This window comes from Thalassotalea insulae (assembly GCF_030161395.1).
Classification (GTDB): domain Bacteria; phylum Pseudomonadota; class Gammaproteobacteria; order Enterobacterales; family Alteromonadaceae; genus Thalassotalea_E; species Thalassotalea_E insulae.
The window spans coordinates 4,370,180-4,381,947 of sequence record NZ_BSST01000001.1 but is presented as its reverse complement, the minus strand read 5'-3'; the positions used below and the strand labels follow the sequence as shown (position 1 = coordinate 4,381,947).

The window sequence follows — 11,768 nt, the reverse complement described above, 5'->3', positions numbered from 1 at the left end:
GTAGCAAACTAATAAAAAGCCCCTTAATGTGGGCGTTAGGAGTCATTATGGCCACATTCGATGCTCTTAATCGTGCATATACATTCTTATCTTTTTTAGTGGCATTAATAATTAGTTTTTTTGGATGGCCTGAATTGACTGTTATTTTTATTATTATTGGGTATTACTTTTCTTTTTATGTTGTAGCTACAATTATTGGTGAAAGTTCAGGCTGGCATCATCAAGCATTAAAAATTTATAGTTTAATTTTAGCTGTCATTATTACAATATTTGCCGTTATTTATTGGCGTTGCGGGCTTGTTCAAAACGGCGAACAAATAGATGTTAGCTTTCTAACTTCTATTTATTTTAGTGTTACAACATGGACTACATTAGGTTACGGTGATTTCTCTCCTGTAGAAAGAATTAGGCATATAACTTCAATACAAGCCATATTGGGTTATGTGAGTTTGGGTGTATTGATTACACTAGCCTCAGGTTATATCAATAATATGGCAACAAACCGCAAAGAAGTCAGAGAGCATAAGGCTAGGTTAAAGCAAGAACGTGAGCAAGGTGAAACTGACTCCTAACAAGCTGTTTAAGCGCGGGACTGCTAACGTTTGGCTCGGTTCCGCTTCGCTTCACATTTTAGCCAAACATTAATCAGCCCCTTAACAGGGCGTTAGCACTTCAAGGAAGTATGATGAAAATTTGGAAACTATGTGCATTATTATATATACCATTATCTGGAGTTAGTTTTGCTCAAAGCGATATCGAAATAGCTTTGACTAATTTAGGTGATTGCTTAAATGAAATAGCTACAAAAGAATTAGAAAGTGGAAAATCAAACCCAGTATTAGCAACTGCTTTATTAACAAGTGTGTACAAAAATATAGGACATGATGAAGGCTCAATAAAAAACGTTGAGGATAAATATCTCAAATTGTATAGAAAAGCTAACGATAGTTGTACTAAACAAATAGCTGAAGTTAAAAGGCTTCTTAAAGAGAAGAGCTAACAAGCCATTACAGTAACGGGACTGCTAACAGCTTGCTCGGTTCCGCTTCGCTTCACAATTTTAGCAAGCTATTATCAGCCCCTGAATGGGGCGTTAGAGCTCTTAAGGGAATATCGTGATAATCAGCGATGGATTACGCAAATTTATAGATAAAGCTATATTAAAATCTAAGCGAGAACGTGTTTCTGGCTTTCTTTCTAATTCTAAAAATCATGTGAAATTCGCACGTACTCTGGATCATGAGTTTATTAAATATCTAGATAAGTCTTATTTCAGAAACTCGATTGATATTAACTCATCAAATGAGTTAGGTTTTCTATATTGTTCAAATGGTGTTTCAAGCGAAAACGAAACTCGTATAGCTGAGCTTTACGGTAAAGCTCCATGGGAAGGTGGCTGGTTAATAGTTAATTTAACTGGTAATTTTGCAATATACCGACCAGAGGGTAAAATCGATGATGAAGTGTTCATCGAGCTCTAACAAGTCATTAAAGCAGGACAAAAAACAGTTGGTTTTTGCTCCTTCGTCGCTTATTTTAACCAACTGTTTTTAGCCTCTTAATGAGGCGTTATAGCTACCAAGGATAGTCGTGCGTATATTTCAACTGTTGCTCATTATTTTTGTTTTATCTGGTTGTGTTAAGCATCATTCGTCGGAAGATTTTGATGTAGTATTAATTGAAAATTCAGCTATAAAGTTACTCAATTCGTATCCTCGTAACTCAATAATTAAACTTGAACAATTACCGTTGCCTTTATCTCAGTTAAAGCCTTATTATGTTCGAGTTGATGAAACGGGAATCTATATTACATTGGATGAGTCATTTGTAAGTGAAAGTGGTTTATTCATTCCACATGAAGGATTTACTCCCGATTTATCAAACGGTTTGGATCCAAGCTTTAAGCTATTAAAAAACAGAACTTATAGCTATTTGGTTAAAGGGTAGCAATAACAAGCTGTTCAAGGCGGGACTGCTAACGTTTGGCTCGGTTTCGCTTCGCTACACATTTTAGCCAAACATTATCAGCCCCTTAACAGGGCGTTATGTCTCAAGGATGGTTCGGTGTGAAATTTAAAACAATATCAATACTTGTAGGTGTATCATTAGCTGCATTTTTAGCCGCATTTTTCTTGCCTACTACTGAAGTAATGAAAGGAATTATAGCTTCACCGGGCATACTAGGTTTGCTTGGTGTTCTTTACCAACTCATGAGAGATGAAGCCGCTTATGAACGTAACCTCAAGATTCAAAGCCAGCAGCAAATATTTGGACTTGGTGCGACATCACACATGGCTAACAAGGTCTTTGATAAACATGTAGAGTTTTGTGAAAAATACTTGGCAGAAGTGTACGAAATTTCAAATAAACTTTTCAGAGAGGGGCCAATTAAAGAGGCCGTACATTTTGCGAACGGTCTATATTCACTAAAGCTTGAATATGCTGCATGGATTACAGATGATATTAGTGATTTATTGTTTCCTTTTGAGCAAGCGTTAAGAGAACTAGGGGCATCTAAAGGTTTTATTGACAGTACAATTAGCGACGAACGCTATGATCAAGAAAGACAAAAACGAATATCCCAAGTGCATGAAGATTATTTAAAAATATTGAATCTATCTAAAGATAAAAAGCCGCATCCAGATATGGCAGTAGAATCAATAGTTCGTAAAGCTAGGAGTATTCTTGATTTGGATGAACTGGTATGGCTTCGTAAACAAATAATTGTCCAAGCTAAAGCTAATTTTGAGACATAACAAGTGACTATGGTGTCAATTCCTAATTCTCAACTCATTTTAGGATCCCACATGACACCATCTCTTACCATTGAATTTAAGATCACAATCATCTTTCTTACACAGGCAATTAATGCTGTTTTTTTGGTTTTTCCTGCCGCTAATAACCGTTCGTAAGTACCTTTAAAAACTGAGTTACATTGGATTGCGGACATCATCGCCATGTACATTGCCGTTCGAATTTTGGGACGTCCTCCTCGTATCTGTCTTGTGCCACGATAGATACCACTTTCTTTATTAAATGGCGCAACACCAATCAATGACGATGCTTGTTTATTTGTTAGATAACCGAGCTCAGGCATATCGCTTAGTAAGTTGAAAGCGACGACATTACCAACACCAGGCATGCTCTGGATTATCATGTTTTTAGTTTTATAATCATCACAGCTTTCCATTAGTTTAAGTAGTTTTTGGTCTAGCTTATCGAGCTGATTTTTAATGGCAGTTAAAATGGGATTAATCATACTGCTGATTGTTTTTGGCATGATTTTTAGACGGTTCTTTTCCATGGTTTGTAAACCTATTAACTGTCTACGACGAGAAAGTAAGTCGCTCATCAATTGCATGGTAGCGGGCTTTAGCATTGAAAGTTTGGGCTTTATCGCTTCACCGTAATATGCAATAAGTTGTGCATCTAATTTGTCTGTTTTTGCATGCTGCCCTATGGCACCTGCAAATTTTTTGATATGTGCAGGGTTGGCTACAACAAAAGGCAAATTAGCTTTTGCGCAAGCCATAATAAAGTCTTGCTCAAGACGTCCAGTTGCTTCAATAGTGATGCGTGTTGGTTTATATTTTTTGATTTCCTTAATCGCCTTTTTAATACCTATTTCGTCGTTAGTCACGGTGAAATAAATATCTAACGGGCGTATGTAAATATCGAGTTGTGATTTGCCAGTATCAACACCAACATTTATTTCGTTTTGATTATTTTTGTTATTCATAATAAGCTGACTCTGCCTTGCTATTCGGGCTCGAGGCCCAGTTGACTATCCGAGTTTAGTGCTTGGAGTTTTATATGGCGTTCGTACTTGTTATCGGTCTCTCAATAGAGGAGCCTGCCAATCATCGAACTACCATATAAAAGGCTTTGGTTGCAGCCAAAGCTTGGGCCTCACATTACCCGAAAAGGATTAAAAAGAATAATAAGATTTGGCTGTTATTATCCATACAAGCCATTGCAGTGCGGGATTTTTAACGGTTGGCTTCTCTCACTGCGTTCGTTATTTTAGTCAACCGTATAAAAGCCCATTAATGGGGCGTTAGGTATTCAATAACCCAAGCAAGGAGCATATATGCTTAGTAGAGCCTTTTTTATATTTATAATCACCGTCACCTTTTCAAACAATTTGTTTGCTAAAACACAAAACTGTCAGGAATTATCAATTCCAATTACATTTGATCCTCAAGGTTTACCAATAATTGAGTTAAGTATTAATGATGTGAAGCATAATGTTTTATTAGATCTTGGTTCATCAGATGGCATTCACTTACCCGTAAATGAGATAAAAAATATATCTGGGCTAAAATATACGGGAAATTCAGTTAAAAGCTCAAATATAAAAGGTGAAGTCTTTGAGTCTAAAGAATTTTTAATTTCATCATTCAAAATAAGTTGCGCAATTTTTTCTAATATTAAAGGTCTAGAGTTAGCTCCTTGGGCTGCATCGATTGGCGAAGGCAATGTTGATAATGGCGCTGAACAAATTGTCATTGGGTTAGATTTCTTTAAAGGTAAAAGTATTACTATCAATTATTTTGATAAAACTTTGCTTATTAATAGCGCAGATAAAAAAGACTCATCGTCGAATGTAAGTCACCTTTCTAATGCATTTAAACTCACCAAAGAAGGAATCAGTATTGGGGTTAACTCTTCCATCGCAAGTTATCAAATGATCTTAGATAGTGGGGCATCTAGCTCAATTTTTGTTGCTAATAAAGTTAGCCCTAACGAAGATGTTAAGGTATGTGATTATGATTTAGGGCCAGATATTGAATGCAAAATATTTGACTCCACGTTAAAAGTATTTGGACACAGTTTTGATGCTAATATTCTTCTGTTTCCTATCGATGAACGCTTTAAAATGGATGGTATTTTGGGAAGTGATTTTTTTAAAAGCTTTATCGTAGAAATTGATTTTTTAAATAAGGCTATTGCTTTAACACCGATACAAAATAACTCTGCATCATAAATGCTTAAAAAGCGGTGAACAAGGAGAAAAAACAATTGGTTTTTCTCCTTCGCCGCTAATTTTAGCTAACAATCTTATCGCCTGTTATTAGGGCGTTAGGCCACTCAAAGGAGTCATATGGAATCACATATACTTGCATCCCAGTTGCGCTGCCCCAATGGTGCGGAAGCATCTGAAGTTGCACAAAGGATGAATGAGGCAAACCGCGCCCTAAATCATAAGTGTATTGAGCTTCTGCAACTAAGGGCTTCAGATTCATTATTGGAAATTGGCCCGGGTAATGGGGCATTTGTCGCCGATATTATTGATATGGCCAATAATATTTCCTATATGGGACTTGATTGGTCTGCTGAGATGGTAGCCGAGGCTAAACGCCTCAACAAGCGCCTGGTAGAACAGGGACGTGCGCAATTTCAACAGGGCAGCTCTGAGCAGCTTCCCTTTGAAGCAAGTTCATTCAATAAAGTGTTGGCAGTTCACACCCTATACTTTTGGGAAAACCCAGGCGACCACCTAGCGGAGGTTCGGCGGGTAATGAAACCGAGTAGCCTATTTTGTATTGCCTTCGGAGACCGTTCCTTTATGAAGGAGCTTCCGTTTGTGCCGTATGGTTTTAATCTCTATGATGAGGCAGAAGCCTGTACGCTACTGCGCTCTTCCGGCTTTCAAATAATAGATACTTATCAGCACGAGGAAAGTGGGCGGAGTAACACAGGTGACCAAGTGAACAAAGTCATTAACATTATCATAAGTAAAGCCTAACAATGCCATTCACGCTTCAAGCACGTGATGACGGCGTTAAATGTTTTCTTTAGGATGAGTCAGTTTAACTGAAAAAAGGAAAATACATTGAAAGTTAAGTTATTATTCATTTCAGTAATAGCATTTATATGGTCATTGCCTTCGTTAGCTATTGAAACAAGCTTTATTCATCAAGCTGTATCCGATGTGAACAATGGTCTATATAAAGGCATCGATAGCATATTGATATATGAAAACAATAATCTTGTTAGTGAGCATTATTTTAATAGTTTTGACGAGGAGCAACTTCATCAAACTAAGTCGACATTTAAAAGTATTACAGGATTATTGGCAGCTATTGCATTTGACAAAAACATCTTAGATCCCAATGAGTTCGTTTTACCTTTGATTTCACGATTTTTGACCTTGGAACATGTTGACTCTCGAAAAGCTAAGATAAAAGTTAAAGACTTACTTAATATGACGTCGGGATTAGATTGCTCGGAGATGCCAGGCACAGGGCCGTATCATGAAGAAGGCGTAGATAACGGGGCCAATCCTCTGAAATATAGCCTTTCAATAACAATGTCTACAGAACCTGGTATTGAATGGAAATATTGTAATGCTAATTCATTTTTACTTGGTGTTGTAATTTCTGCTGCTTTAGAACGAGCGAAGTACTCCAATATTGATCATTTTGCTAATAAGTATTTGTATCAACCTTTGGCAATTGATGACTACCGAACATATCAAAGTCCTGACGGGTTCCTTTACGCTCAGGGAAACGCTCGTTTTAAACCAAAGGGGTTAGCAAAGTTTGGCTTACTAATGCTCAATAAAGGTCAGTGGCAAGGAAAGCAAATTGTTTCTAGTAGGCACATTGATTCTATTTTAAATGGTATAGTTGATACACATTGGTCCTGGACTGATTTAATCAAGGGGCATACTCCATTAAAGGCGCGATATGGCTATCAATGGCATCGCACTGTGTTTGAAATTGATAATAAAACTATTCCAGCCAGTCATACTTGGGGAAATGGTGGGCAATTCGTCTTTGTAGTTCCAAGTCTAGATGCAGTCATTGTTTTTACCGGGAGTAACTATGGCAATATAGTCAAACAAAAGCAAGTATTTGAAATAATGTACAAATACTTGCTTCCTGCATTTAGCAACGTAAGTTAGCTTGGTACAGATCAGCGGGTTGATTATTTGGTTTTATGTGACTTAAATCGGTACGGTCAGCATACTATCAGGTATGAAAATAGTCAGAATATTTGGTAAGTTCTATATAGCAGGTTATGTAGAAGGGTTGTAAATTGATTCGAGAGTTATGTGAATATTAACCAAACAACATTAACTATTGAAAAGGCGTGGCAAGACTATCATCGAGGGTTGCTTGCTTTTATTCGTACTAAAGTTGGTGTTTTAGAAGATGCTGAAGATATATTAAATGATGTTTTTTCGGCACTGATTAAAACTACTGATGTTAATGATGCCCCTGATAATATTGCATCATGGTTATATCGGGTCACTAGAAACAAAATTGTTGATTACTATCGAGTGAAAGGTAAGTTTGAACAGTTACCGGATGAGCTCGTTTCAGCAAATGAAGATGTTAATGTTATTGAGCAATTAGCCGTTTGTATGCTGCCTATGATTAATGTCTTACCTGAAAGCTATCAACGACCGTTAATTCTTTCTGAAATTGAAGGAAAAAAATATAAGGAAGTTGCCACTGAGCTTAATTTGACTTTATCTGCGGTTAAATCACGAATCTTGAGAGGCAGAGAGAAGTTACAAAAAAGTATGATTGCTTGTTGTAATTTCTATCGTGATGGCGCTGGTAATATTATGGGGTATGAGCAAAAAGGGACTCACGCTTGTCGTGATTGTGACAAATAGAAAAATATTTGCATCCTTTCGTTAAGGTCTCCGTCTTTAAATGGTGCACGCAACTTTTTTGCGATGACACCATGTAATTAAATCAGGAGAACATTAATGAAACGTATCCACATACATATTGCTGTCAATGAGTTATCAACTAGTATCGGTTTTTATTCAACAATTTTTGGCACATCACCCACTGTTGAACGTAACGATTATGCAAAATGGCAGTTGAGTGACCCGGCTGTGAATTTTGCTATATCGACACGCGGAGATACGATTGGCATCAATCATTTAGGTATGCAGGTTGATTCAGAAGAAGAACTAGCAGAAATTGCTCAACGACTTGATGATGCGGAAATTGCGTACTCTAAACAGCAGGGCGCTTCGTGTTGCTATGCTCATTCGAATAAACATTGGGCATTAGATCCACAAGAAATAGCTTGGGAGTCATTTCACTCATTGGGAGAAATCTCGACTTTTAGTGACGGAGCTAATGCTGTTACAGAAGGTGAACCTTCCAGTTGTTGCATCCCGTTAAATATTAGTCAAAGCAGTGATAAGACGGCATCAGTATGTTGTGTGCCTAATGAAAATGATGCGCCTGCATGCTGTGAATAAAGTATAAGGCACATCTGGCTGACTGCCAAAGTCAATGTATTGTGACATTGTGGTTTGGCAGCAGCCGATATTGCTATGTTTTTTAAGTGATGTGAATGTTTAATAATCTTCTATAGATAAATAATCTCAGATACAGAGAACTAATGCGTTTATTATGATTACTTTTACTTTTTCTTACACAGCAGCTAATTAATTCACTTAAAGTGGGTATAACGTCTGTGTTATCTTTGAGGTTTTGGCAAGTACAGTAGTAATTTCATAGTGCTATGTTTAATCCCTGCATGATTAATGATTTTCTCACACCGCTAACATCGCTTTGAGTTGATTAAATCATGGTTAAATTAGTATAAGTCGTTTAGGAGATAAATAAATGATACGAAATGCATCCCGGTCAGATGCTCAGGCAATTGCTGATATTTATAATTATTATATTGAACACACAGTGGTCACTTTTGAAGAAGAAAAAGTCACAGCTGATGAGATAATTCAGCGAATAGCAAAAGTTCAAGCGTCTGGTCATCTTTGGCTGGTAAAAGAAGTTAATCAGCAACTTGTGGGTTATGCTTATTCGACCAAATGGCGCGAACGTACAGCATATCGGTTTGCCTGTGAAGTATCTGTTTATTTATCGCCTGATCATCAGGGGAAAGGAATAGGTACAAATTTATACCAAGCGTTATTTGAACAATTAAATAATATGTCGATTAAAACTGTCATTGGTGGTATTACTTTACCTAACGATGCCAGTATTGCGTTACATGAAAAGTTTGGCCTGCATCAAGTGGCTAAGTTTGAACGTGTAGGTTACAAGTTTGGCCAGTGGCTCGATACCGGTTATTGGCAAAAACAACTAACATCTGAGTAATGTCTGTAGTTTCTGGTTTTCATTATAAAAATATTTACTAACACTCGCAGTGTTAATAGGGGAGGTTTCCATTGAAACAATTAAATAAAGGGGTTGTCGCGCTCACCTGTTTGCTTTTAGCCAGTAGTGCTATGGCAGGCCAAGCTGATTTTAATAAGGCTTATCATTCATTTGATATCGATGCAGTGAAATCTGATATTAAGCGTTTGGCATCAGATGAATTTGAAGGGCGTGAGCCATCGGGTAAAGGTGGCAAACTAACAACTGACATGTTAATTAAACGCTTTAAGTCGTTAGGGCTAAAACCTGGTAATGGTAATAGCTATACCCAGTCGGTTCCTATGGTCAGTATTAATAGTACGCCGACGGGGAATTTAACCATTGCGGATATTGATTTTAGTTTTCCTAAAAATTATGTCGCCAGCTCAAGAAAAACCGTTAAACAGACGGCGTTAAAAGATTCAGAATTAGTCTTTGTGGGTTATGGTATTAATGCGCCTGAATATGGCTGGAATGACTATAAAGGCGTTGATGTTAAAGGTAAAACAGTAGTCGTTTTAGTCAATGATCCTGGCTTTTCAACGCAAGATCCCAGCTTATTTGATGGTAATACCATGACTTATTATGGTCGCTGGACATATAAATATGAAGAGGCTGCGCGTCAAGGAGCGGCTGGCGCAATTATTGTTCATGAAACTAAGCCTGCCAGTTATGGCTGGAATGTCATTGAAAGTAGCTGGACCGGCGCGCAATATCACCTACCTGCCAGCGAAGTCAACGAAGCGAGCCTAGACGTTGAATTGTGGATCAGCGTGGAAAAAGCAAACGAGCTATTTAGCAAAGCAGGGAAAAATTTCACGAAACTTAAGCAAGCAGCATTAGCTAAAGATTTTAGCGCTGTACCGTTGTCACTAACTGCAAATGTGACGATTAGCAATGAAATTAAGCAGTCAGTCTCTAACAATGTATTAGCCACTCTAGAAGGCAGTGAATCACCAGATGAGCATGTACTTTATATGGCGCACTGGGATCATTTAGGTACAACGGTTGTTGATGGTAAAACGGAGGTTTACAACGGCGCCCATGATAATGCGACAGGTACTGCAGGTTTGATGCATATTGCCAACGCTTATCGTCAGTTAAAACAAGCACCCAAACGTTCTATTACTTTTGTTGCAGTCACAGCTGAAGAACAAGGGCGCTTAGGCTCTATTTATTTTGCTAATCATCCTACGATGCCGCTGAATAAAATTGTTGGTTTAGTCAATATGGACAGCTTAGATATTACCGGCATGAAAAAAGATGTCACTGTGGTTGGCTATGGTAAGTCAGAGCTTGAAGATTATCTGGCAAAAGCGGCTAAACGTCAGCACCGTACATTAACTCCTGAGCAAACTCCTGAACGTGGCTATTATTATCGTTCAGATCATTTTTCGTTGGCGAAAAAAGGCGTCCCTGCATTAAGTGCTGGTGGTGGCTCAAAATGGCTTAATGAAGAGCAGCAAAAGATAGGCAAAAGTGTGTCTGAGCAAGTTGCTAAGTGTTATCACCAGACCTGTGACGTTTACCAAGAGCAGTGGGGTTGGGATAGCTTGGTTCAGGAACTACAGTTGTTTTTTGAAACCGGCTATTTGTTAGCAAATGAGAATATCTGGCCTAATTGGAATAAAGGCGCTGAATTCAGAGCGCTGAGAGATCAAATGATGAATTAAGTTTTAAATCAAACTCAATGACAGTAAATATGTAAAACGCCAACAATGAGTTGGCGTTTTTGTTTTAGCACCAAACTGGGCTTGAACCAGTGACACACGCTTATTTTTACAAGAGTACAGTCTGTCGCTCTACCAATTAAGATATTGGGAAATTAGGGGGAATGATAAACCTATATTCATGGTAGAGGTTATGCGTTAAAATTATCTTGGTTTAGAAAAGCAAAAACCCGCTATAAATAGCGGGTTTTTATGTTGGCTCCCCAAACTGGGCTTGAACCAGTGACACACGCTTATTTTTACAAGAGTACAGTCCGTCGCTCTACCAATTGAGTTATTGGGGAATTAGGGGAATGATAAACCTATATTCATAGTAGAGGTTATGCGTTAAAATTATCTTGGTTTAGAAAAGCAAAAACCCGCTATAAATAGCGGGTTTTTATGTTGGCTCCCCAAACTGGGCTTGAACCAGTGACACACGGATTAACAGTCCGTCGCTCTACCAACTGAGCTATTGGGGAATAAACTTTTTTAGCTTCTGTTTATCAGCGAAGCATTACGACCGTTATTTCAAACCATCGCTTGTAATTTGGCTCCCCAAACTGGGCTTGAACCAGTGACACACGGATTAACAGTCCGTCGCTCTACCAACTGAGCTATTGGGGAATAACTTGGTACTAACGTTTATTTGCTAGCAACTCGTTAACGGGGCGGAATATTAATGGCAGCTTGGCGAGCTGTCAACACAAAAATAAGAAAAAAATAATTTTATTGACTGTTTGCCTAATTTCCACTCAGGGTGTTGCAAATTACATCGCAAAATGTTGAATCTTTACTCAAGCTCTTGGTATCTATATTTTTTTTAACAGTTATCCACTAAAGTTGTGGATAACTGTGTGAGTGAAACTAGGGTAAAACGTAACAATAAGGGATAGCAGAGCATAGGCCAATGATTAAAGTA

The 11,768-nt window shown here is 37.9% G+C and carries 13 protein-coding genes and 3 tRNA genes; 12 read left to right on the top strand and 4 right to left on the bottom strand.

Going from position 1 to position 11,768, the window contains the following annotated elements; genetic code table 11:
- From QQK06_RS19630 to QQK06_RS19610, 5 genes are all read left to right on the top strand, one after another.
- A partial coding sequence (locus tag QQK06_RS19630) for an ion channel (RefSeq protein ID WP_284246539.1) occupies positions 1-572 on the top strand: 572 nt, incomplete at its 5' end.
- A 110-nt stretch (positions 573-682) separates the two neighbouring features.
- A complete protein-coding gene (locus QQK06_RS19625) occupies positions 683-1,000 on the top strand; it encodes a hypothetical protein (RefSeq protein ID WP_284246538.1) in 318 nt (105 codons plus the stop codon).
- 115 nt (positions 1,001-1,115) lie between these two features.
- Entirely contained in the window at positions 1,116-1,481 is a 366-nt protein-coding gene (locus QQK06_RS19620; RefSeq protein ID WP_284246537.1) for a hypothetical protein, read from the top strand.
- Positions 1,482-1,590: 109 nt separating this feature from the next.
- Positions 1,591-1,947, top strand: a complete 357-nt coding sequence (locus QQK06_RS19615) for a hypothetical protein (RefSeq protein ID WP_284246536.1) — start codon at positions 1,591-1,593, stop codon at positions 1,945-1,947.
- A 119-nt stretch (positions 1,948-2,066) separates the two neighbouring features.
- Positions 2,067-2,756: a hypothetical protein gene (locus tag QQK06_RS19610; protein WP_284246535.1), complete on the top strand. Its 690-nt coding sequence runs from the start codon at positions 2,067-2,069 to the stop codon at positions 2,754-2,756.
- Positions 2,757-2,785: 29 nt separating this feature from the next.
- Here the strand turns inward: QQK06_RS19610 and QQK06_RS19605 are convergent, their stop codons facing one another.
- Complete coding sequence (locus QQK06_RS19605) at positions 2,786-3,739, bottom strand: IS110 family RNA-guided transposase (protein WP_284246534.1); 954 nt, start codon at positions 3,737-3,739, stop codon at positions 2,786-2,788.
- Positions 3,740-4,090: 351 nt separating this feature from the next.
- Here QQK06_RS19605 and QQK06_RS19600 point away from each other — a divergent pair, with 351 nt between their 5' ends.
- The 7 genes from QQK06_RS19600 to QQK06_RS19570 all read left to right on the top strand — a co-directional run bounded on the left by QQK06_RS19600 (position 4,091) and on the right by QQK06_RS19570 (position 10,810).
- Entirely contained in the window at positions 4,091-4,987 is an 897-nt protein-coding gene (locus tag QQK06_RS19600; RefSeq protein WP_284246533.1) for a hypothetical protein, read from the top strand.
- 117 nt (positions 4,988-5,104) lie between these two features.
- Entirely contained in the window at positions 5,105-5,749 is a 645-nt protein-coding gene (locus QQK06_RS19595) for a class I SAM-dependent methyltransferase (RefSeq protein WP_284246532.1), read from the top strand.
- Positions 5,750-5,836: 87 nt separating this feature from the next.
- On the top strand, positions 5,837-6,910 hold the full coding sequence (locus QQK06_RS19590; RefSeq protein WP_284246531.1) for a serine hydrolase domain-containing protein: 1,074 nt from the start codon (positions 5,837-5,839) through the stop codon (positions 6,908-6,910).
- Positions 6,911-7,060: 150 nt separating this feature from the next.
- Entirely contained in the window at positions 7,061-7,630 is a 570-nt protein-coding gene (locus QQK06_RS19585) for a sigma-70 family RNA polymerase sigma factor (RefSeq protein ID WP_284246530.1), read from the top strand.
- 96 nt (positions 7,631-7,726) lie between these two features.
- On the top strand, positions 7,727-8,233 hold the full coding sequence (locus tag QQK06_RS19580; RefSeq protein WP_284246529.1) for an ArsI/CadI family heavy metal resistance metalloenzyme: 507 nt from the start codon (positions 7,727-7,729) through the stop codon (positions 8,231-8,233).
- 370 nt (positions 8,234-8,603) lie between these two features.
- Positions 8,604-9,098: a GNAT family N-acetyltransferase gene (locus QQK06_RS19575; RefSeq protein ID WP_284246528.1), complete on the top strand. Its 495-nt coding sequence runs from the start codon at positions 8,604-8,606 to the stop codon at positions 9,096-9,098.
- A 131-nt stretch (positions 9,099-9,229) separates the two neighbouring features.
- On the top strand, positions 9,230-10,810 hold the full coding sequence (locus tag QQK06_RS19570) for a M28 family metallopeptidase (protein ID WP_431313669.1): 1,581 nt from the start codon (positions 9,230-9,232) through the stop codon (positions 10,808-10,810).
- Positions 10,811-11,063: 253 nt separating this feature from the next.
- Here the strand turns inward: QQK06_RS19570 and QQK06_RS19565 are convergent.
- From QQK06_RS19565 to QQK06_RS19555, 3 genes are all read right to left on the bottom strand, one after another.
- Positions 11,064-11,151: transfer RNA gene (locus QQK06_RS19565), tRNA-OTHER, on the bottom strand.
- A 101-nt stretch (positions 11,152-11,252) separates the two neighbouring features.
- Positions 11,253-11,328: transfer RNA gene (locus QQK06_RS19560), tRNA-Asn, on the bottom strand.
- Positions 11,329-11,397: 69 nt separating this feature from the next.
- Positions 11,398-11,473: transfer RNA gene (locus QQK06_RS19555), tRNA-Asn, on the bottom strand.
- Positions 11,474-11,768: the final 295 nt, after the last annotated feature.